At 58.5% G+C, this 20,032-nt stretch carries 20 protein-coding genes and 1 riboswitch; of the genes, 13 read left to right on the forward strand and 7 right to left on the reverse strand.

Annotated features, from left to right (window positions below; genetic code table 11):
* Positions 1-2 precede the first annotated feature (2 nt).
* Positions 3-764, forward strand: coding sequence for a molecular chaperone (locus INF73_RS03075; protein WP_028014451.1), 762 nt, complete (start codon positions 3-5; stop codon positions 762-764).
* Positions 748-1,809 (forward strand): fimbrial protein, encoded by a 1,062-nt coding sequence (locus tag INF73_RS03080; RefSeq protein ID WP_193540960.1) that lies wholly within the window; start codon positions 748-750, stop codon positions 1,807-1,809. The genes INF73_RS03075 and INF73_RS03080 overlap by 17 nt, the downstream gene beginning before the upstream one ends.
* Before the next feature lie 45 nt (positions 1,810-1,854).
* Here the strand turns inward: INF73_RS03080 and ribB are convergent, their stop codons facing one another.
* Positions 1,855-2,508 (reverse strand): 3,4-dihydroxy-2-butanone-4-phosphate synthase, encoded by a 654-nt coding sequence (gene ribB, locus INF73_RS03085; protein WP_028014453.1) that lies wholly within the window; start codon positions 2,506-2,508, stop codon positions 1,855-1,857.
* A 107-nt stretch (positions 2,509-2,615) separates the two neighbouring features.
* Positions 2,616-2,766: riboswitch (FMN riboswitch) on the reverse strand.
* Between the two features lie 121 nt (positions 2,767-2,887).
* Between ribB and ubiK the strand changes: the two genes are divergently transcribed.
* Positions 2,888-3,184 carry a ubiquinone biosynthesis accessory factor UbiK gene (gene ubiK, locus INF73_RS03090; RefSeq protein ID WP_028014454.1) on the forward strand — a complete coding sequence of 99 codons (297 nt, stop codon included), beginning with the start codon at positions 2,888-2,890 and terminating at the stop codon, positions 3,182-3,184.
* Positions 3,185-3,248: 64 nt separating this feature from the next.
* Here ubiK and hldE read toward each other — a convergent pair whose 3' ends face one another.
* From hldE to INF73_RS03105, 3 genes are read right to left on the reverse strand one after another with little or no spacing between them, the layout of a single operon-like run.
* Positions 3,249-4,679 carry a bifunctional D-glycero-beta-D-manno-heptose-7-phosphate kinase/D-glycero-beta-D-manno-heptose 1-phosphate adenylyltransferase HldE gene (hldE, locus tag INF73_RS03095; protein WP_003862540.1) on the reverse strand — a complete coding sequence of 477 codons (1,431 nt, stop codon included), beginning with the start codon at positions 4,677-4,679 and terminating at the stop codon, positions 3,249-3,251.
* Between the two features lie 40 nt (positions 4,680-4,719).
* Positions 4,720-7,575 carry a bifunctional [glutamate--ammonia ligase]-adenylyl-L-tyrosine phosphorylase/[glutamate--ammonia-ligase] adenylyltransferase gene (glnE, locus tag INF73_RS03100; RefSeq protein ID WP_193540962.1) on the reverse strand — a complete coding sequence of 952 codons (2,856 nt, stop codon included), beginning with the start codon at positions 7,573-7,575 and terminating at the stop codon, positions 4,720-4,722.
* A gap of 21 nt (positions 7,576-7,596) precedes the next feature.
* The gene (locus INF73_RS03105) at positions 7,597-8,898 is read right to left on the reverse strand and encodes an inorganic triphosphatase (RefSeq protein ID WP_193052560.1); all 1,302 of its coding nucleotides are present in this window, start codon (positions 8,896-8,898) and stop codon (positions 7,597-7,599) included.
* A 229-nt stretch (positions 8,899-9,127) separates the two neighbouring features.
* Between INF73_RS03105 and INF73_RS03110 the strand changes: the two genes are divergently transcribed.
* Positions 9,128-9,748, forward strand: coding sequence for a TIGR04211 family SH3 domain-containing protein (locus INF73_RS03110; protein ID WP_028014457.1), 621 nt, complete (start codon positions 9,128-9,130; stop codon positions 9,746-9,748).
* A gap of 60 nt (positions 9,749-9,808) precedes the next feature.
* Positions 9,809-11,050, forward strand: a complete 1,242-nt coding sequence (locus INF73_RS03115) for a multifunctional CCA addition/repair protein (RefSeq protein WP_193540964.1) — start codon at positions 9,809-9,811, stop codon at positions 11,048-11,050.
* A gap of 13 nt (positions 11,051-11,063) precedes the next feature.
* On the opposite strand, the gene bacA is transcribed toward INF73_RS03115, so the two are convergent.
* Together bacA and folB are read right to left on the reverse strand one after the other, a co-directional pair.
* Positions 11,064-11,885, reverse strand: coding sequence for an undecaprenyl-diphosphate phosphatase (bacA, locus tag INF73_RS03120; RefSeq protein WP_028014459.1), 822 nt, complete (start codon positions 11,883-11,885; stop codon positions 11,064-11,066).
* Positions 11,886-11,992: 107 nt separating this feature from the next.
* Positions 11,993-12,361 (reverse strand): bifunctional dihydroneopterin aldolase/7,8-dihydroneopterin epimerase, encoded by a 369-nt coding sequence (folB, locus tag INF73_RS03125; protein WP_193540966.1) that lies wholly within the window; start codon positions 12,359-12,361, stop codon positions 11,993-11,995.
* A gap of 107 nt (positions 12,362-12,468) precedes the next feature.
* Here folB and plsY point away from each other — a divergent pair, with 107 nt between their 5' ends.
* The gene (gene plsY, locus INF73_RS03130) at positions 12,469-13,083 is read left to right on the forward strand and encodes a glycerol-3-phosphate 1-O-acyltransferase PlsY (protein ID WP_014833311.1); all 615 of its coding nucleotides are present in this window, start codon (positions 12,469-12,471) and stop codon (positions 13,081-13,083) included.
* Between the two features lie 92 nt (positions 13,084-13,175).
* Positions 13,176-14,642 (forward strand): MFS transporter, encoded by a 1,467-nt coding sequence (locus tag INF73_RS03135; protein WP_049000600.1) that lies wholly within the window; start codon positions 13,176-13,178, stop codon positions 14,640-14,642.
* 41 nt (positions 14,643-14,683) lie between these two features.
* Here the strand turns inward: INF73_RS03135 and INF73_RS03140 are convergent, their stop codons facing one another.
* Positions 14,684-15,106: a MarR family winged helix-turn-helix transcriptional regulator gene (locus INF73_RS03140; protein WP_193540968.1), complete on the reverse strand. Its 423-nt coding sequence runs from the start codon at positions 15,104-15,106 to the stop codon at positions 14,684-14,686.
* Between the two features lie 143 nt (positions 15,107-15,249).
* Here INF73_RS03140 and INF73_RS03145 point away from each other — a divergent pair, with 143 nt between their 5' ends.
* The 6 genes from INF73_RS03145 (at position 15,250) to ureE (ending at position 20,030) form a co-directional block, all read left to right on the forward strand.
* Positions 15,250-16,263, forward strand: a complete 1,014-nt coding sequence (locus tag INF73_RS03145; RefSeq protein WP_193540970.1) for an alpha/beta hydrolase — start codon at positions 15,250-15,252, stop codon at positions 16,261-16,263.
* Positions 16,264-16,400: 137 nt separating this feature from the next.
* A complete protein-coding gene (locus tag INF73_RS03150; protein ID WP_193540972.1) occupies positions 16,401-17,228 on the forward strand; it encodes an urease accessory protein UreD in 828 nt (275 codons plus the stop codon).
* Between the two features lie 10 nt (positions 17,229-17,238).
* Complete coding sequence (locus INF73_RS03155) at positions 17,239-17,541, forward strand: urease subunit gamma (protein WP_003862556.1); 303 nt, start codon at positions 17,239-17,241, stop codon at positions 17,539-17,541.
* Between the two features lie 10 nt (positions 17,542-17,551).
* Entirely contained in the window at positions 17,552-17,866 is a 315-nt protein-coding gene (locus tag INF73_RS03160) for an urease subunit beta (protein ID WP_049000594.1), read from the forward strand.
* Entirely contained in the window at positions 17,859-19,562 is a 1,704-nt protein-coding gene (gene ureC / locus INF73_RS03165; RefSeq protein ID WP_193540973.1) for an urease subunit alpha, read from the forward strand. The genes INF73_RS03160 and ureC overlap by 8 nt, the downstream gene beginning before the upstream one ends.
* A 9-nt stretch (positions 19,563-19,571) precedes the next feature.
* Positions 19,572-20,030 carry an urease accessory protein UreE gene (ureE, locus tag INF73_RS03170; RefSeq protein ID WP_045261142.1) on the forward strand — a complete coding sequence of 153 codons (459 nt, stop codon included), beginning with the start codon at positions 19,572-19,574 and terminating at the stop codon, positions 20,028-20,030.
* Positions 20,031-20,032: the final 2 nt, after the last annotated feature.

A 20,032-nucleotide genomic window follows, 5' to 3' on the forward strand; every position in this document is an offset into this window, starting at 1 on the left:
TGATGAAACTCACCTCTTTTACCAGCCTGTGCCTGATGTTAATCGGCACCGCATTTACCACCCACGCTGCCGTTAACCTGGACCGCACCCGCATTGTGTTTCCGGAAAGCGATAAGGCCAGCAGCCTCAAGATTGATAATCAGAGCAAAACGTTGCCTTATCTGGCGCTCTCCTGGATAGAAGATGAAAACGGACGCAAGGAGGACAGCCATTTTATGGCGCTTCCGCCGATCCAACGTCTTGAAGCGGGCGCCTCGTCTCAGGTCCGGATTGTGAAGCAGGCCGCGACCGCCCGGTTGCCGAAAGACCGGGAATCACTGTTTTATTTCAACCTGCGCGAGGTGCCGCCGAAAAGTTCCAGCGCGAGCGAGGAACGCAGCGTAATGCAGGTCGCGATGCAGAGCAGGATCAAACTGTTCTGGCGTCCCAAAGCGATCGCCAAAAAGGCAGGCGATCAGGCAGAAATGCGTATGGAAGTCACCGCAAACGCGAAAGGGCTCACCGTGCATAACCCTACGCCTTATTACATCACGCTGGCGTGGCTGAGCAAAAATGCGAAAACCATGCTGCCCGGTTTTGACAGCCTGATGATCGCCCCGTTTGCGACGGCAACAACCTCTACCGGTGACTATCACGGCAGCTACTACAGCATCGGCTACATCGATGATTACGGTGCGCTGAAAAAGGTCGACGCGCAATGTTCAGGCACGGCGAAATGTACGCTCAGCGAGCATAAGGTCGATAAAAATGCGCAAGCTCGCTAATCTGCTGTTCCTGCTGCTGATATCCGCTCTGCCCGTAAGAGAAGCGCTGGCGCTGGACTGCTATCTTGGTGCTTCAGGCGGGCCGGTTGAAGAGACAAAAACCATCTCGCCCTTTGCTATCCCCAGCAACGCGCAGGTGGGGCAGAAAATCTGGGAATCAGATGACATTAAAATCCCGGTTACCTGCGATCACAACGTCACCAGCGGCTTTCAGCCGGAAGACGTTTACGCCTGGGTCAACCCTTACCCGGCCGCAACGGACCCTTACTATGAGCTTGGCGTAACCTACGAAGGTGTGGACTACGATGCCACGGGCCAGCCGAATGGCGTGGATACCCGCCAGTGTCTCGATAACAAGAACATCCTCATCTATACCCCGGCTCAGATCCGGCAGATGGGCTGGGAAAACCTGATCTGCTCCGGTAACCCGGATGACGTCCATACCACACGCACGTTAATTGCCCGCTTTCGCCTGTTTGTAAAAATTAAGGCGATTCCGCCTCACGGCTACGTGAGTTCGCTCGGCGATTACATCGTGGTGCAGTTTGACGGTAAAGGCGGGGTCAACCAGATGGCCGACGCGAAAAACCTGAAGTATCACATCAACGGCTTGCAAAACATTACCGTTCTGGACTGCGGGGCAACCTTCAGCATCTACCCTGAAAACCAGGAGATCGATTTTGGCACCTTCAGCGCTCGCGACATTGTGAACCAGAAAACGCGCGTTCGTGAATTTACGGTTAAAACCACCAAGGTGCAGGACGCGCAGTGCTCTGATGGATTCAAAATGGACTCGTCATTCTACACGAACGAAAAGCTCAGCGCTGACGATACGGCGCTGTTGATTGGCAACGGGCTAAAACTGCGTATTCTGAACGGAACGGATCCGTTTACCTTCAACCACTATCAGGAGTATGCCGACTTCACCGGGAGTACGTTGCAGTATGAGCAAAAGTACACGGCAGAGCTGTCGTGGGATGAGGGAAAAGCGATCCAGTCCGGACCGTTTGAAACCGTGGTGCTGTTTAAAATTAACTACCACTAGCGACAAAAAAAGCCGGGTTTCCCCGGCTTTTTCACATCAGCGGTCTCAGCTGGCCTTGCGCTCGTGCGCCTGACGGTATTCCACCAGATCTTCAATTGTGACAACCGGCATGTTGTGCAGGCGCGCAAAGGTGATGCACTCTGGCGCGCGGGCCATGGTGCCGTCATCGTTAGTCAGTTCACACAGCACGCCCGCAGGCTTGAAGCCCGCCAGTGTCACCAGGTCGATAGTCGCTTCGGTATGACCGCCACGGGTCAGCACGCCGCCCGCCTGTGCGCGCAGCGGGAAGACGTGGCCCGGACGGTGCAGATCGGAGGGTTTCGCATCGTCAGCAATGGCGGCACGCACGGTGGTCAGACGGTCAGCCGCAGACACACCGGTGGTTACGCCATGCGCCGCTTCGATGGTCACGGTAAAGCCGGTACCAAAGGCGCTGGTGTTGTTCTCAACCATCATCGGCAGATCAAGCTGCTTACGACGATCTTCGGTAATACACAGGCATACGATGCCGCTGCCGTGACGGATGGTCAGCGCCATCTGTTCAACGGTCATGTTTTCGGCGGCGAAAATCATGTCGCCTTCGTTTTCACGGTTTTCATCGTCAAGCACCATCACACCGCGGCCTTCGCGCAGTGCATCCAGTGCATGTTCAACACGTTGAGTTGAAGTGCCAAAAGAGGAAAGTAGCGTCTGATTCATGGTAAAAAAAACCTCATTAACATTATGGTTACCAGAATCAGGGCAGTCTTAGGAGCGCCGTATAAGCGGCAAAAAGATAACGTGAGCGGGCCCATGCCCGACTGGATCGTTACTCTCTCCCATCCGGACTCTAACCGTCGGCCCCGGAATTACACCGGATCTGCTGACCTTTGAGAATTCACCCAAAGCGCTCGCGGGCTTTCAGCGCTAAGCTGATTTACCGCCGGTGGGGAATTTCGCCCCGCCCTGAGAATAAGCGAGATAACTATAACGCTATTGATTAACCTGGGCAATGCATAAGCTTCAAACAAATCTGCTTTATCCTGGGTCATGACGCGCTACAATGTTCATCAACACCGACTTATCAAGGGAAGCCATTATGATTGACCCGAAAAAAATTGAGCAGATCGCGCGTCAGGTTCATGAGTCCATGCCAAAGGGCATTCGTGAATTTGGTGATGACGTTGAGAAGAAAATCCGCCAGACGCTGCAGGCGCAGTTGGTTCGCCTTGATTTAGTCAGCCGCGAAGAGTTTGACGTGCAGACCCAGGTCTTGCTGCGCACCCGCGAGAAGCTGGCGCTGCTGGAACAGCGTCTGAGCGAGCTGGAAAACCGCAATGCGCCGGAAGAAGTGAAGCCAGCACCGGCCATTCCGCCGGTGGACGATCAGGAGTAAGTGCGGCCTGATGCCCTCTCCCACAGGGAGAGGGTGAAAAAAAACGGGCCAACTGGCCCGTTTTTTACTGACTGTCTTTCTGGATCTTCTTGATGATGTTGGTGGTTGAACACCCGTCCTCAAAATTGAGCACCATCACCTCACCGCCGTTGGCCCAGACCTCTTCGCTGCCTGCGATTTGCTCTGGCTTGTAATCGCCGCCCTTCACCAGCAGGTCTGGCAGGATCCCGGCAATCAGGCGCTGCGGGGTATCTTCTTCAAACGACACCACCCAGTCCACCGCTTCCAGCGCGCCAAGCACAATCATACGTTGCTCGAGCGGGTTCACCGGGCGCGTTTCGCCCTTCAGGCGTTTGGTCGACGCATCGCTGTTCACTGCCACAATGAGGCGATCGCCCAGCTTGCGCGCATTCGCCAGATACGACACGTGGCCCGCGTGCAGGATGTCAAACACGCCGTTGGTCATCACCACTTTTTCACCGCGCTTGCGCGCGGCGGCAACGGCCACCTTCAGCTCGTCTTCGGTCATGACGCCAAAACCGGTATCAGCACGCCCGCGCACCGCGTTTTCCAGCTCGATGGGCGAAACGGTTGAAGTACCCAATTTACCGACGACCACGCCCGCCGCGGCGTTTGCGAAGTAGCACGCCTCTTCCAGAGAGTTACCCGCGGCCAGCGTCGCCGCCAGCACGCCGATCACCGTATCACCGGCACCGGTCACGTCGTACACTTCCTGCGCCTGGGTTGGCATATGCAGCGGCGCCTTGCCCGGCTGCAGTAGCGTCATCCCCTGCTCGGAGCGGGTGACCAGCAGCGCGGACAGCTCAAAGTCAGCAATGATCTTCATGCCGCGCTCAACCAGTTCTTCTTCCGTTTTGCACTTGCCCGCCACCGCTTCGAACTCAGAAAGGTTTGGCGTCAGCAGGGTTGCGCCGCGATAGCGCTCAAAATCGGTGCCTTTCGGGTCGATCAGCACCGGTACGCTGGCTTTACGCGCCAGCTGAATCATCGTTTGCACGCTCGCCAGCGCGCCTTTGGCGTAGTCAGACAGCACCAGCGCGCCGATGTTGCCCAGCGCCTGGTTAATGCGCTCGTGCAGCGGCTCGGGATCAACGCCTTCGAACCCTTCTTCGAAATCGAGGCGGATCAGCTGCTGGTTACGCGACAGCACGCGCAGCTTGGTGATGGTTGGGTGCGTCGGAACAGAAACGAAGTCGCACTTCACGTTCACGTCCGCCAGCGACTTGCTCAGCGCACGCGCCGCATCGTCAATGCCGGTCAGGCCCACCAGACGCGAGTGCGCGCCCAGCGAGGCTATGTTCATCGCCACGTTTGCCGCGCCGCCGGGACGCTCTTCAATGGTGTCGACCTTAACCACCGGTACCGGCGCTTCAGGAGAGATGCGGCTGGTCGGCCCATACCAGTATCGATCCAGCATCACATCCCCGACAACCATTACTCCAGCACGTTCAAACTCTGGCAGTGTTACTTTCATTCCTGACTCCAGAAAGATTCACAATTTGCGCGCGATAATATCACACTTGTTTTGTTACGCACGGCTCCACCAGCCATTTCTGCCAGCTTGCCGTCACCTGGGCGCGCTCTGCGGTAAAACAGTCCAGCGCCACGTGGCCCGGCTGTTCCTGCAATGCCAGGTGATGAAGCTCATCGCGCAGCGTGGTGTAGGCGCGGGTTAAGGCCTGCGCCTCCTGCTCGTCCATAATGTCGTTTTGCGCCAGCAGTTCCAGAATGCGCACGTTATCGGACCAGCGCGTCAGCTTCGGCTTGTCGTGGGCATGCAGTAGCACCAGGTACTGAGTGATGAACTCAATATCGGTAATCCCGCCCTCATCGGCTTTAATATCAAAGCGATCGCGATGTTTGTTACCCAAATGCGCGCGCATTTTCTCACGCATTTCACGCACTTCAGTTTGCAGGGTGCTGCCCTCTCGCGGGGTCGTCATGACTGACTTACGGATCGCATCGAACTGCGTTTTGAGCTGCGGATCGCCGTACACCACGCGGGCGCGCACTAACGCCTGATGTTCCCACGTCCAGGCTTCGTTCTTCTGATAATCGGCAAACGCGTCCGTCGAGGTGACCAGCATGCCTGCCGCGCCGGACGGGCGCAGACGCGCGTCCACCTCGTACAGAATGCCCGACGAAGTGCGGGTGCTGAACAGGTGCATGATGCGCTGGGCCAGGCGCAGGTAGAACTGCCGCCCGTCAATCTCACGTTCGCCGTCGGTCATCACGTCCGCCGGACAGTCGTGCAGGAAAATCAGATCCAGATCGGAGCTGTAGCCCAGCTCCCAGCCGCCCAGCTTGCCGTAACCAACCACGGCAAACCCTCGCCCCTCGCGGTCAGCAAGGTGCTTCGGCTGGCCGTAGCGGGCCACCATCTGCACCCACGCCTGGTGGACTACCGCGTCGATGATCGCCTCCGCCAGCCAGGTTAAGTGATCGCTCACTTTCATTACCGGCAGCGTACCGGCGATATCCGCTGCCGCCACGCGCAGCATCTGCGCCTGCTTAAACTGACGCAGCGCCTCAAGCTGTTGCTCTTCGTCCTCTTCCGGCACGCGCAGCAGATACTGGCGCAGCTCGTCGCGGTAGGCGTCCATCGCCGTCGGCTGATAGAGCGTGTTCGGGTCGAGCAGTTCGTCCAGCAGCAGTGGGTATCGCGCCAGCTTGTTGGCCACCATCGGCGAGGCGGCGCAGAGGGAAATCAGGTGCTTCAGCGCGCCGGGAAACTCGCTCAGCAGTTCCAGGTAGGTGGTACGCGTGATAATCCCGCTCAGCAGCGGCATCATGCGCGACAGCGGCACTGGCGCATCCTCGCGGGAGCAGACCTCGCTCAGCAGGTGCGGCATCAGATGATCCAGCACCTGACGACCGCGCGGGCCAATGGCGCGCTTGTTCAGTTCGAGACGAAAATCGGCAATCAAGGCCACCACGCGATGGCGGGCGTCGTCGCTTAAGTGCGCCAGCACCGGCGTGGTGTCATCTTCCTGAAGCGCGTCCTGCCACAGTTCGCGCCAGTGCTCGGAGAGCGCATCGTCCGGCGATTCACTTTCGTCGTCACCAATAAGGTCGTTAAAGATGCGGCGAACGCCTGCCATATGGGCATCCAGCCGTTCGGTCAACGTTGACCAGTCATCCACCCGCATGCCCCAGGCCAGGCGCGCCCGGTTCAGCTCATCGCCTGGCAACGTCTGGGTCTGTTCGTCGTTAATGCTTTGCAGCAGGTTTTCCAGACGGCGCAGGAACAGATAGGACTCGCGCAGGGTTTGCGCGTCGCCGTCCGGCAGCAAATGCAGTTGCTCAATGGCGCTCAGCGTCGGCAGCAGCGAGCGGGACTGCAGCGACGGCTCGCGCCCGCCGCGGATCAGCTGGAAGACCTGAACGATAAATTCGATTTCGCGGATGCCGCCCGCGCCAAGCTTGATGTTGTCCTTCAGGCCGCGACGGCGCACCTCGCGGGCGATCATCCCTTTCATATTGCGCAGGGACTGGATCACGCTAAAGTCGATGTAACGGCGGAACACGAACGGGCGCAGCATGGCACGCAGCTCATTGGCGTAAGCGTCGTCGCTGTCGCCCATGATCCGCGCTTTGACCATCGCGTAACGCTCCCAGTCGCGCCCCTGCTCCTGGTAATAATCTTCCAGCGCGGCGAAGCTCAGCACCAGCGGGCCGCTGTCGCCAAACGGGCGCAGGCGCATGTCCACGCGGTAAACAAAGCCGTCCTGCGTAGGCTGATCCAGCGCCTTAATCAGACGCTGCCCGAGTCGGGTAAAGAACTGGGCGTTATCCAGCTCGCGACGACCGCCTCGCGTGGCGCCATTCTCCGGCCAAGCAAAGATCAGGTCGATATCCGAGGAGAAGTTCAGCTCGCAGCCGCCTAGCTTGCCCATCCCCAGAATCAACAGCGGCTGCGGAACCCCTTCTTCGCTGCACGGCGTGCCCCACTCTTTACAGCAGGCGGCGTAGAGCCAGTCCCGCGCGGCGACAATCAGCGTCTGCGCCAGTTCGCTCAGCTGCTGCAAGGTGCTCTCTTCACTCACCAGCTCCAGCGCCTGCGCCCAGGCAATGTGCACCATCACCCGGCGACGGAACTGACGCAGAACGCGCATCAGCGTGGCTTCATCCGCCACCTCTGCCAGCGCGGTTTGCAGCCAGCCAGCATAGTGCCGCCACTCATCAGCCTGCGGCGGCGCGCTTTCCAGCTCTGCCAGCCAGTCAGGATTGGCGCTGACGCTCTCCTGCACAAAATCACTGAACGTGAGCACGCTTTTCGCCTGCTCGCTTAACGATGACGCGGGTAACGACTCGGGCAGACGTTCGCAAACGGTTTGCCAGTGCTGCTGTAACTGCGAAGAAAGCGGCATATCAGGGGTTCCTTGCCAGAATTAACGTTTTCCGCTGTGCAGCCAGTATGGATCCTGCGAAATGGCTTCGTTGCGGAAATGCTCGATCTCAATCTGCTGACGGGTCTCAATGGCATGCTTAAGCCCCTGCCAGTTCTCCAGCCAGGCCTGCGCCTTCACGCCCTCGTACGCTCCCGACAGAAGCAACATGCTGTCGATATTACGCGCCAGGCGGGGAAGCTGGTCGCCATACTGGTCGCCCAGCGGATGCGCGAAGGTGGTTCTCAGCTCGGCGGCGTGGCGGGAAAGATGGATATCCGCGAAGCGTTTAAAGTTGTCCGCGATTTTGGTCTGCGCTTTTGCATCGAGGAAGACGCGCCAGCCGCGCGTCACCAGAAACTCGGTCAGCGCCAGTTTTGCCGCGGCATTTTGCGGGCTATAAAGCGCGGTTTGCGCCGACACGTCGGAAAGCAGCAGCGTTTCGGTCTGGGTCAGCAGATCGCGTAAGTGAGCGCTAGCTTTACGCGGTACGATACCGCCAAACAGCGTCAGGGTATGACGCACCAGTCCAATAGCGGCCAGCACCTGTTTTTTGGCATTTTTGACGTTACGCGCCCACAGTTCTTCATGGTACTGCCATTGGGAGAGCGCCAGCTCCAGCGCCGCTTCCATGCCCTGCTCAATGCTGGCTTTCGGGACGACGCGCAAAATCGGAGTATCTCTCAGCACGCGTGGCGCATTTCCGGCAGCCAGGTGGTAGCCGCGCGCCGCTTTGCTCAAGCTGCCCTGACGTAAACCCGGCTGGCTTACCAGTTTGCGCGCCAGCTTCAGCACGTCGCTCGCATCCCCTTCCAGAAGTTCCAGCTCCAGCTCGCAGATCGGTTCCTGGAACTCACCCGCCTTCACCTCGCCTAAATCCAGCGCGATTTCAATGCGGCTCTTGCCTTCCGTCACCAGCCATTTCTCGCGAGCGAAATCGGTGCTGAACAGCGGCTGCACCTGCCCAGCCAGCGTGGCGGGCAGTTCGCCTTCCGGCCAGACTTCCGCCGGGAAACGTTCCAGCTCAAGTTCTGGCTTACTGATGTCGATATTGTATTCCGGGCGCTGATGCAAACCGCCGACCACGCGGCCGGCGATTTTCATCGTCATCTCGTAGCGTCCGTTCGCGCCGCGGATACGCAGCCCCATATCGTGGTTGCGCAGCCAGTTGTCCGGCGTTTCGTAGTAGATGTTGAGCAACGGTACGGGTTCATGGTGCTCGCCGGAGAGCGTATTCAGATGCTGACGGAGCGCGTCAACGCTGTCTTTTTCGACGATAAATTTTAATTCGATTTCCTGAGCCATAGCCTTGTACTTTTGCGGGCGTCACAGACGCGTCAATGAGGGCGAACTTCCTCGCCATTTGTTTGTCAGTACATAGTATTTTGCGCCAAATTGCCATGCAATGAGCAATTTGTCGGGCGTAAATGTGTAGAGTCGTGACACAGATGATTCTGATTGCTGATGAATGCTTTGCGTAGAGACACTGTTGCCACTACTATCGTTCCACTTTTTATGAAAATAACGACTAATGATGCTTAAATTACGCCTGATTGGACTTACTTTACTCGCTTTTAGCGCCGCAACCGCAGTGCACGCTGAAGAGAAGCGTTACGTTTCTGACGAACTGAACACCTGGGTGCGCAGTGGCCCCGGAGACAATTATCGCCTCGTGGGCACGGTGAATGCCGGCGAGGAAGTCACCCTGTTGCAGACCAACGCGGAGACCAATTACGGTCAGGTTCGCGACAGTTCCGGCCGTACCTCCTGGATCCCAATGAAAGAGCTGAGCACCGTGCCAAGCCTGCGCACCCGCGTGCCGGATCTGGAAAACCAGGTGAAGACCCTCACCGACAAGCTGAACAACATCGACGGGACCTGGAACCAGCGCACCGCTGAAATGCAGCAGAAAGTGGCGCAGAGCGACGGCGTGATCAACGGTCTGAAAGAAGAGAATCAAAAGCTCAAAAACGAGCTGATCGTCGCGCAGAAAAAAGTGAACGCCGCGAACCTGCAGCTTGATGACAAACAGCGCACCATTATCATGCAGTGGTTTATGTATGGTGGCGGCGTGCTGGGCGTTGGTCTGGTGCTGGGTCTGGTTCTGCCACATCTGATCCCAAGCCGTAAGCGTAAAGATCGCTGGATGAACTAATTCGTCTTCTCTGCCAGACTTACGTATCATTCTGGAAAAGAGAAAACGGGAGAGTTGGGCGTGAAGAGTTATCTGGTCGGTGGTGCGGTACGTGATGCGTTGTTAGGTCTGCCGGTCAAAGATAAAGACTGGGTGGTGGTGGGCGCCACCCCGGAAGAGATGCTCGACGCGGGCTACCAGCAGGTAGGCCGCGATTTTCCCGTGTTCCTGCATCCGAAAAGCCGGGAAGAGTACGCCCTGGCGCGTACCGAACGGAAATCCGGTTCCGGTTATACCGGCTTCACCTGTTACGCCGCGCCGGATGTGACGCTGGAGCAGGATCTGCTGCGCCGCGATCTCACCATTAACGCCCTGGCCCAGGACGAAAACGGCCATATCATCGACGCCTACGGCGGGCAGGACGACCTGCGCGATCGTCTTTTGCGTCACGTCTCCCCGGCATTTTCTGAAGATCCGCTCCGCGTGCTGCGCGTGGCGCGTTTTGCCGCGCGTTACGCGCATCTGAGCTTCCGTATTGCGGATGAGACGATGGCGTTGATGACGGCCATGACCGAGGCGGGCGAGCTGGAACACCTGACGCCGGAGCGCGTCTGGAAAGAGACGGAAAATGCCCTCACCACCCGCAACCCGCAGGTCTTTTTCCAGGTTCTGCGCGACTGCGGCGCGCTGAAGGTGCTGTTCCCGGAAATCGACGCGCTGTTTGGCGTGCCCGCACCGGCGAAATGGCATCCCGAAATTGATACCGGCGTGCACACGCTGATGACGCTGAGCATGGCCGCCATGCTCAGCCCTGAGGTGGACGTACGTTTTTCCACCCTGTGCCACGATCTCGGCAAAGGCTTAACGCCGAAAGAGTTCTGGCCGCGCCATCACGGGCACGGTCCGGCGGGGGTAAAGCTGGTTGACGGGCTCTGCCAGCGTCTGCGCGTGCCGAATGACATCCGCGATCTGGCAAAGCTGGTCGCCGAGTTCCACGACCTGATCCATACCTTCCCGATCCTGAAGCCCGCCACCATCGTGAAGCTGTTCGATAATATCGACGCCTGGCGCAAGCCGCAGCGCGTGGAGCAGATCGCACTCACCAGCGAAGCGGACGTGCGCGGCCGCACCGGGTTTGAAGCGTCCGATTATCCCCAGGGGCGTTTGCTGCGCGAAGCGTGGGAAGTCGCAAAAGCGGTGCCAACGAAAGACGTGGTTGAGGCAGGATTCAAAGGCCCGGACATTCGCGAGGAGCTAACCAAACGGCGGATTGACGCGGTTACCGCGTGGAAGGAAAAGCGTTGCCCTCAGCCGAAAGAGTGAGGGCAATCGGTTATCAGAAGAAGACCACGTACACCGCAGCCGCGACGATAAAGCGGTAGATCGCGAACGGAATAAACGAGATACGCTTAATCAGCTGCAGGAAGGTTTTGATGGCAATCAGCGCCACGATAAAGGCGGTGATAAAGCCCACGGCAAACATCGGAATATCGCCTGTGGTCAGGAAGCCAATGCTTTTGTAAAGGTCCAGCGCGGTGGCACCCATCATCATCGGCACCGCCAGCAGGAACGAGAATTCGGACGCCGCATAGCGGCTCACGCCCATCAGCATCCCGCCTGAAATGGTCGCACCTGAACGGGAGAAGCCCGGCCACAGCGCCAGACACTGGAAGCAGCCAATGATAAACGCCTGACGATAGGTCATATCGTCCAGGCCTTCCGCACGCGGGACTTTTGGCTTCAGCACTTCCGCGGCAATCAGCAGGAAACCGCCCACCACCAGCGCGTACATGACGTTAATCGGGTTAAACAGCGATTTAATGGTGTCGTGGAATACCAGCCCCAATACCACCGCCGGGATCATCCCGAGCAGGATGTGAATCAGCGTCAGGCGGCCTTTGCCCTCTCCTTCACGCTGCGGCAGACGGCCAAAATGGATGCCGATCAGGCCAAACAGGCGACGCCAGAACATCACCACCACCGCCAGAATCGAGCCCAGCTGAATTACCACCTCAAACGTCTTTGCGGTATCGCCTTCGAAGCCCAGCAGATGGCCAACGATAATCATATGGCCCGTACTGGAAACCGGCAAAAACTCCGTCAATCCTTCGACCACACCCAGAATTGCCGCCACCAGCAGCGAGTGCATATCGCTCATCTATAAACCCCTAAAAAAGATATAAAAAAACGGTCGCCCCTAACGGCTACCGTGAAAGATACAGCCTTAAGACCGATATAACCTAAAATGGTTTAGCAATTATGACGTTAAATCTTTCCTTTCAGATTTGTGCCACGCTCGATAATCACGCCTACGTTGGCCGCGCGCGCCACTGCCCCCGGCTTGCTCAGCTTAATGCGTACCCACGGTGAGTTGAATTTGGTCAGCAGCAGATCCGCCACCTCTTCCGCCACCCGTTCCACCAGCGCAAAACGCTTTCCTTCCACGTGGCCGATCACCGCTTCGCTGATGTCGGCATAGCTCAGACAGTCATTCACGTCATCGCTTTTTGCCGATTTGCGGTTATCCCATCCCATTTCGATATCGAACACCAGTTTCTGCTCGATGGTCTGTTCCCAGTCGTAAACACCAATTGTGGTGATTACCGAAAGTTGCTCTATAAATACAATATCCATCACGACCTGCCTGCTTTTTGGCTAAACCGGATACCACTTCCGGCGAATTATGCGTATTATCCACAGATGCTGAGAATACAGATACATTTTCAAAACGGAACAGCGTTATGAGTGCAATCGCGCCTGGAATGATCCTCCTCGCCTATCTTTGCGGCTCAATCTCCAGCGCCATTCTGGTCTGCCGCATTGCCGGGTTACCTGACCCGCGTGAAAGTGGTTCCGGGAATCCGGGAGCGACCAACGTGCTTCGAATTGGCGGCAAGGGAGCAGCCGTAGCGGTTTTGATTTTTGATGTTCTGAAGGGGATGCTACCCGTCTGGGGCGCCTATGCGCTGGGCGTCACGCCGTTCTGGCTGGGGCTCATCGCCATCGCCGCCTGCGTCGGCCATATCTGGCCCGTATTCTTCGGCTTTAAAGGCGGCAAAGGGGTGGCGACCGCCTTTGGTGCCATCGCGCCCATCGGATGGGACTTAACCGGCGTCATGGCCGGGACCTGGCTGCTGACCATTCTGCTGAGCGGCTATTCGTCGCTGGGTGCCATCGTCAGCGCGCTGATCGCCCCGTTTTACGTCTGGTGGTTTAAACCCCAATTCACCTTCCCGGTATCGATGCTCTCATGCCTGATCCTGCTGCGTCATCACGACAATATCCAGCGCCTGTGGCGACGCCAGGAAACGAAGATCTGGACGAAGCTCAAGCGAAAGAAAAAAGATCCCGAGTAGGCGGTTAGTTATGCCTTATAACCAAATGTGATTTTTGTCACCTTCTGCCTGTGGTAACTGTTAGAGACACAACACAACCACACAAAAAGAAAATGGCAGAAATCACAGACACAACTCCCCTTTCAACGGCAGGAATTCCCCCTGATGGCGACATTCAGTGGGTGCGCAGTGCATCGGACGTTTCACGTCTCGTTAATGACGGCTCACAGGGCCGAGCTAACGCCCGGATCGTGGTGGGTATCGCTCTGGGCGGGATTTTCCTCGATGCCTACGATCTGGGCGCGCTGGCGTTCGGCATTAAAGACATTACCCGCGAATTTAACCTGACGCCCGCCGGTACCGGCATGGTGGCCTCGGCGATTACCTTTGGTGCCATTGTCGGGGCGCTGCTCGGCGGTTACCTCACGGATAAAATCGGGCGCTACCGCGTCTTTATGGCCGACATGGTATTCTTTGTCGTCGCCGCTATCGCCTGCGCGCTGGCCCCGAATGAATATGTGCTGGCGGGCGCGCGCTTTGTGATGGGCCTTGGCGTGGGGATCGACCTTCCCGTGGCGATGGCGTTCCTGAGCGAGTTTGCCAGGCTGAAAGGGCCGGGCAATAAGGCCTCCAGCGTCGCGATGTGGTGCCCTACCTGGTATGCGGCGATCAGCATCTCTTACCTTCTGGTTCTCTTTTTCTACGCCGTGCTGCCGGAAAGCCACAGCGACTGGCTGTGGCGTTTGATTCTCGGCTTTGGCGCGGTACCCGCGCTGGTGATTATCGCCATCCGCAGCCGCTATATGAGCGAATCGCCGGTCTGGGCGGCGAATCAGGGCAACCTGAAAGAGGCGGCGTCCATTTTGCGGCAGTCGTACAATATTAACGCCCACGTCCCGCAGGATGCGCTCAGCCAGCCTGCGCCTGTCGTGAATAAAGCCAAATGGTCGAACTATCTGAACCTGTTCCGCGGCATCTATCTGCGGCGTACCACGCTCGCCACGCTGCTGTCCGTCGTCTCCTCGTTCGCCTATAACGCCGTGGCCTTTGGCCTGCCGGTGATTATTTCAAGCTTCTTCGTGCAGTCTATGCTGACCACTATTGTGATCTCGCTGGTGCTGAACCTGCTGTTTGCGTTTATCGGCGGATTACTGGCGGTGCGCTACGTGCCGCGCTTCGGCGCGTGGCGGATGTCGCTGGCGGGTTACGCCTGTCAGCTTGTGGCGCTGCTGGGGCTGGCGCTGATTGGCCGACCGGACGGTGCCTCTGAAGGGGTGCTTGCCGTGGCGATGCTTGCGCTTTTCCTGTTCGGTCAGGGATTTGGTCCGGGCGCGCATACCATGACGTTCGCCTCGCTGAGCTACCCGACCTCGCTGCGCGGCGTGGGCGTGGGTCTCAACCAGACGCTGATGCGCAGCAGCTCCACGCTGTCGCTGTTCCTGTTCCCGCTGCTGGTCGCGTCTCTCGACACCGCCGTGTTCTGGGTGATTGCGCTGGCGCCGTTTATCGGTCTGGCGTCATTGCTGGCGATCCGCTGGGAGCCGTCCGGGTATGATGTGGATGCGGAGGACTACCGGTAACGACACATCGCTTCGGTGGGTTCAGCCCCACCGAAGTGCGCTTACAAATCTTCCAGCAGCGTTCGGGAGAGTTTTTTTAGCATTTCCAGCTCATCATCATTCATCCGCATGCTGCAACGAATCTGGTCCGGCAGCGCCATCACCTGCTTTTTCAGTTCTTTCGCCTTATCGGCCAATACGACATTTTTCATCCTTTCATCCCCCACAACCGCGATACGGTTGAGAAAACCTTTTGCCTCAAGCTTCTGAACCAGCGGGGTCAATGTGCCTGAATCAAAATAGGTTTTATCGCTGAGATCGCGAAGCGGGATGTTGTCTTTCTCATAAAGCGCCATCAAAACAACAAATTGCGGATAGGTCAGATCCATCTCCTGCAGCAGGGGGCGATACTGGCGCACGAACGCATTGGTGACCGAGTACAGCGAGAAGCACAATAAATCATCTAGTGTTTTGTTTTCTTTCATTTTTCTATCAACCCTGAATCTGTTGTCTAAAAAAAATTATAAATAATGTTTGACTAAAAGTATCTTGCGCGCAAGTATTATACCAACAACTAAGTAGCGCACTATTTAGTTATCCAATCAAATACGTTAAAAGGGGTACCACCATGAAAACATTAACCGCCATCCTGATTTCTTCCGTCTTCGCGTCAGCCGCGGCATCCGCTCAAACCACCAATACTCCAGCCCCGACCGCAGGCGTACAGGCATTTATTGATGTCCTGAATGCTGGCAAAGGGAAACCGATGGAACACATGACCCCGCAGGAGGCCCGCCAGGTACTGATCGGCGCGCAGCAAGGAGCAAAATTGCCGCCCGCTCAGGTGACTGAAAAAACGATCCAGGTCAATGGCCAGACGATCGCCCTAAAAATTGTGAAGCCTGAACATGCTGCCGGTACGCTCCCGGTATTTATGTTCTTCCACGGTGGCGGTTGGGTGCTGGGTGATTTTCCAACCCACGAACGTTTAATCCGCGATCTGGTTCGCGCATCAGGCGCCGCAGCGGTTTACGTTGATTACACACCGTCACCTGAAGCCCATTTCCCGGTGGCAATCAATCAGGCCTATGAAGCGACAAAATGGGTAGCCGAGCACGGCCAGGAAATTGGCGTGGACGGCAGCCGTCTGGGCCTGGTTGGTAACAGCGTGGGCGGCAACATGGTGGCTTCAGTGGCGTTGCAGGCCAAACAGTTTAATGGGCCAAAAATTCGCTACAACGTGATGCTCTGGCCAGTGACGGACGCCAGCTTTGATACGGCTTCCTATCACCAGTTCGAAAATGGCTACTTCCTGTCAAAAAACATGATGAAATGGTTCTGGGACAACTACACCACCAGCGCTGCCGATCGTAACAATATCCTTGCCTCTCCGCTTCGCGCCAGCACTGCACAGTTGAAAGGCTTCCCGGAGACGCTGATTCAGACAGCTGAGCTGGACGTTCTGCGGGATGAAGGTGAAGCATTCGGGCGTAAACTGGATGCGGCTGGCGTCCCGGTGACCGTCACGCGCTATAACGGCATGATCCACGATTACGGCCTGCTTAACCCGCTGAGCCAGGAGCCAACGGTTAAAGTCGCCCTTGAGCAGGCAGGTGCAGCATTGCATGACCACCTGAAATAGGATCGTCATGCTTCACACAGAGCACGGCCCCGGGCCGTGCTTTTTAATTTCCTCTATCCATAAGCGACTCATATGACAGCCTTCATTTCCGCCAGGGCATACTGAAACGACCCCGATGATGCGCAGATGGAAGCAGCATGTTAGCAGCTCAGGTCACTGATAATACGTATAAAGGCTGGCAGGCGTCGCTTGCCCTGCAGTTTTGTCACGCCCCTGAGAAAACCCTCCTGCGTTCCGCTCGACACGTCGGGCCGCTCACCGTACAACGTCCGTTTTATCCCGAAGGAAAAACCTGCCACCTCTATCTGCTGCACCCGCCCGGCGGCGTCGTGGGCGGCGATACGCTGGATATTTCCGTTCGGCTCGATGCCAAAAGCCACGCGCTTATCACCATGCCCGGCGCCAGCAAGTTCTACCGCAGCAGCGGCCCGCAGGCGCGTCTGAGCCAGCACTTTTATCTTGATGAAAACGCCACGCTGGAGTGGCTGCCGCAGGACACCATTATCTTTCCCGGCGCGAACGCCGCGCTGCGTTCCATCTTCCACCTTAAGGCCTCCAGCACGCTGCTGGCGTGGGAGCTGTACTGCCTGGGCCGCCCGGTAATCGGTGAGACCTTCAGCCACGGCACGCTGGAGAGCCGCCTTGAAGTGTGGGTGGATGACGAACCGCGCCTGATAGAGCGCCAGCACCTCGGCGACGGCGATCTCACGCCCGTTGCCGGACACCCGTGGATCGGCACACTGCTGTTCTATCCGGCCCGGGAAGATCATCTCGACACGGTGCGCGCGCTGCTCGCGCCTCTGGGCCATTTTGCGGGGGCAACGCTCACCGACGATCTGCTGTCGGTGCGTTTTCTCTCCCACGACAACCTGATTTGCCAGCGGGCGATGCGCGACATCTGGCAGTCGCTTCGCCCGCTTCTTACTACCAAAACCGCCTGTTCGCCGCGCATCTGGCAGACATAAGAGAAACGTTATGGAACTGACCCCCAGAGAAAAAGACAAGCTGTTGCTGTTTACCGCCGCGCTGGTTGCCGAACGCCGCCTTGCGCGCGGGGTAAAGCTCAACTACCCGGAATCGGTCGCGCTGATCAGCGCCTTCATCATGGAAGGCGCGCGCGATGGCGAAACCGTCGCCTCGCTGATGGAGGCGGGCCGCCACGTCCTGACGCGCGATCAGGTGATGGAGGGCGTGCCGGAGATGATCCCGGATATTCAGGTGGAAGCCACCTTCCCGGACGGCTCCAAGCTCGTCACCGTCCACAACCCGATAGTGTAAGGAGCACGTGATGATCCCAGGTGAATACCAGATCCAGCCCGGCACTATTGCGATCAACGTCGGGCGAGACACTCAAAGCGTGATTGTGGAAAACCACGGCGACAGGCCGATCCAGGTCGGATCGCACTACCACTTTTACGAGGTCAACCCGGCGCTGAAGTTTGATCGCGAAGCCACCAGGGGCTACCGGCTGAACATTCCGGCGGGCACCGCCGTGCGCTTCGAGCCAGGCCAGAAGCGAGAGGTGACGCTGGTGCAGGTGACGGGCGCGCAGCGCATTTTTGGCTTTCGCGGCGAGGTCATGGGCGAGGTGAAACATGGCTGAAATTTCACGTCAGGCGTATGCCGACATGTTCGGCCCCACTACCGGGGATAAGGTGCGGCTGGCGGACAGCGAGCTGTGGATCGAAGTGGAAGACGATCTCACGGTCTACGGCGAAGAGGTCAAGTTCGGCGGCGGGAAGGTGATCCGCGACGGCATGGGTCAGGGGCAGATGACCGCTGACGGCTGCGTGGATCTGGTTCTCACCAACGCGCTGATCGTCGACCACTGGGGGATCGTGAAGGCCGATATCGGCGTGAAGAACGGGCGGATCTTCGCCGTCGGCAAAGCCGGGAACCCGGACATTCAGCCTGGCGTGACGATCCCGATCGGCGCCGCGACGGAAGTGATTGCCGCCGAGGGGAAGATCGTCACCGCCGGCGGGATCGACACCCACATCCACTGGATCTGCCCGCAGCAGGCGGAAGAGGCGCTGGTCTCCGGCGTCACCACCATGATTGGCGGCGGCACCGGTCCGGCGGCGGGCACCAACGCCACCACCTGCACGCCGGGGCCGTGGTATATCGCCCGCATGCTGCAGGCCGCCGATACGCTGCCGGTGAATATCGGTCTGCTCGGCAAGGGTAACGGCTCCAACCCGGACGCCCTGCGCGAGCAAATCGCCGCGGGCGCCATCGGGCTGAAGATCCACGAAGACTGGGGCGCGACGCCCGCGGCGATCAACTGCTCGCTGGAGGTGGCCGAAGAGATGGATATTCAGGTGGCGCTGCACAGCGACACGCTGAACGAGTCCGGGTTTGTCGAAGACACGCTGGCGGCTATCGCCGGGCGCACCATCCACACCTTCCACACCGAAGGCGCGGGCGGCGGCCACGCGCCGGATATCATCACCGCCTGCGCGCACCCGAATATTCTGCCCTCTTCCACCAACCCGACCTTGCCCTACACGGTGAACACCATCGACGAGCACCTCGACATGCTGATGGTTTGCCATCACCTCGACCCGGATATCGCCGAGGACGTGGCGTTTGCCGAATCCCGCATTCGCCGGGAGACCATCGCTGCGGAAGACGTGCTGCACGATATCGGCGCGTTCTCGCTCACCTCGTCAGATTCGCAGGCCATGGGCCGCGTCGGGGAAGTGATTATCCGCACCTGGCAGGTGGCGCATCGCATGAAGGTCCAGCGCGGCGCGCTGCCGGAAGAAGTGGGCGATAACGACAACTTCCGGGTGAAGCGCTATGTCGCCAAATACACCATTAACCCGGCGCTGACCCACGGCATCGCCCATGAAGTGGGCTCGATTGAGGCGGGCAAGCTGGCGGATCTGGTGGTCTGGTCCCCCGCCTTCTTTGGCGTAAAACCCGCCACCATCGTCAAGGGCGGGATGATCGCCTGCGCGCCGATGGGCGACATCAACGCCTCGATCCCCACGCCGCAGCCGGTGCATTACCGCCCGATGTTTGGCGCGCTGGGCGCCGCACGTCACGCCACGCGGCTGACGTTTGTTTCTCAGGCGGCCCACGCGAACGGCATCCCGCAGCAGCTTAACCTGCAAAGCGCCACGGCGGTGGTAAAAGGCTGCCGGACGGTGAAAAAGGCGGACATGCTCCACAACGCCCTGCAACCGAACATCACCGTCGATTCGCAAACCTACGAGGTGCGCGTCGACGGTGAACTGATTACCAGCGAACCGGCCGACGTTCTGCCGATGGCGCAACGCTATTTCCTGTTTTGAGGAGTGAAGATGATCTATTTGACCCAACGCCTGGACCACGCGCATCCGACTACCGCCAGCGTCACGCTGCCGATTGACGTGCGGGTGAAAAGCCGCGCTCGCGTGGCGCTTAACGACGGGCGCGAAGCCGGACTGATGCTGCCGCGCGGCCTGCTGCTGCGCGGGGGCGACCTGTTGACCACCGACGACGGCAGCGAAGTGATCGAAGTGATCGCCGCCCCGGAGTCGGTTTCCGTGGTGCGCTGCGCCGATCCGTTCCTGCTCGCCCGCGCCTGCTACCACCTGGGCAACCGCCACGTACCGCTGCAGGTCATGCCCGGCGAGCTGCGTTATCACCACGATCACGTTCTCGACGACATGCTGCGCCAGTTCGGGCTGGAGGTAACCTTCGCCAGCCTGCCGTTTGAACCGGAAGCGGGCGCTTACGCCAGCGATGCCCACAGTCACTCTCACGCTCATTCACATTAAGG

Source organism: Enterobacter cloacae complex sp. P6RS (assembly GCF_014982245.1).
Classification (GTDB): domain Bacteria; phylum Pseudomonadota; class Gammaproteobacteria; order Enterobacterales; family Enterobacteriaceae; genus Enterobacter; species Enterobacter bugandensis.

Excerpts from the sequence above, each read along its gene's own strand:
- INF73_RS03075 (WP_028014451.1), top strand. The coding sequence starts at position 3 with ATGAAACTCACCTCTTTTACCAGCCTGTGCCTGATGTTAATCGGCACC.
- INF73_RS03080 (WP_193540960.1), top strand. The coding sequence starts at position 748 with ATGCGCAAGCTCGCTAATCTGCTGTTCCTGCTGCTGATATCCGCTCTG.
- ribB (WP_028014453.1), bottom strand. The coding sequence starts at position 2,508 with ATGAATCAGACGCTACTTTCCTCTTTTGGCACTTCAACTCAACGTGTT.
- ubiK (WP_028014454.1), top strand. The coding sequence starts at position 2,888 with ATGATTGACCCGAAAAAAATTGAGCAGATCGCGCGTCAGGTTCATGAG.
- hldE (WP_003862540.1), bottom strand. The coding sequence starts at position 4,679 with ATGAAAGTAACACTGCCAGAGTTTGAACGTGCTGGAGTAATGGTTGTC.
- glnE (WP_193540962.1), bottom strand. The coding sequence starts at position 7,575 with ATGCCGCTTTCTTCGCAGTTACAGCAGCACTGGCAAACCGTTTGCGAA.
- INF73_RS03105 (WP_193052560.1), bottom strand. The coding sequence starts at position 8,898 with ATGGCTCAGGAAATCGAATTAAAATTTATCGTCGAAAAAGACAGCGTT.
- INF73_RS03110 (WP_028014457.1), top strand. The coding sequence starts at position 9,128 with ATGCTTAAATTACGCCTGATTGGACTTACTTTACTCGCTTTTAGCGCC.
- bacA (WP_028014459.1), bottom strand. The coding sequence starts at position 11,885 with ATGAGCGATATGCACTCGCTGCTGGTGGCGGCAATTCTGGGTGTGGTC.
- folB (WP_193540966.1), bottom strand. The coding sequence starts at position 12,361 with ATGGATATTGTATTTATAGAGCAACTTTCGGTAATCACCACAATTGGT.
- plsY (WP_014833311.1), top strand. The coding sequence starts at position 12,469 with ATGAGTGCAATCGCGCCTGGAATGATCCTCCTCGCCTATCTTTGCGGC.
- INF73_RS03135 (WP_049000600.1), top strand. The coding sequence starts at position 13,176 with ATGGCAGAAATCACAGACACAACTCCCCTTTCAACGGCAGGAATTCCC.
- INF73_RS03140 (WP_193540968.1), bottom strand. The coding sequence starts at position 15,106 with ATGAAAGAAAACAAAACACTAGATGATTTATTGTGCTTCTCGCTGTAC.
- INF73_RS03145 (WP_193540970.1), top strand. The coding sequence starts at position 15,250 with ATGAAAACATTAACCGCCATCCTGATTTCTTCCGTCTTCGCGTCAGCC.
- INF73_RS03150 (WP_193540972.1), top strand. The coding sequence starts at position 16,401 with ATGTTAGCAGCTCAGGTCACTGATAATACGTATAAAGGCTGGCAGGCG.
- INF73_RS03155 (WP_003862556.1), top strand. The coding sequence starts at position 17,239 with ATGGAACTGACCCCCAGAGAAAAAGACAAGCTGTTGCTGTTTACCGCC.
- INF73_RS03160 (WP_049000594.1), top strand. The coding sequence starts at position 17,552 with ATGATCCCAGGTGAATACCAGATCCAGCCCGGCACTATTGCGATCAAC.
- ureC (WP_193540973.1), top strand. The coding sequence starts at position 17,859 with ATGGCTGAAATTTCACGTCAGGCGTATGCCGACATGTTCGGCCCCACT.
- ureE (WP_045261142.1), top strand. The coding sequence starts at position 19,572 with ATGATCTATTTGACCCAACGCCTGGACCACGCGCATCCGACTACCGCC.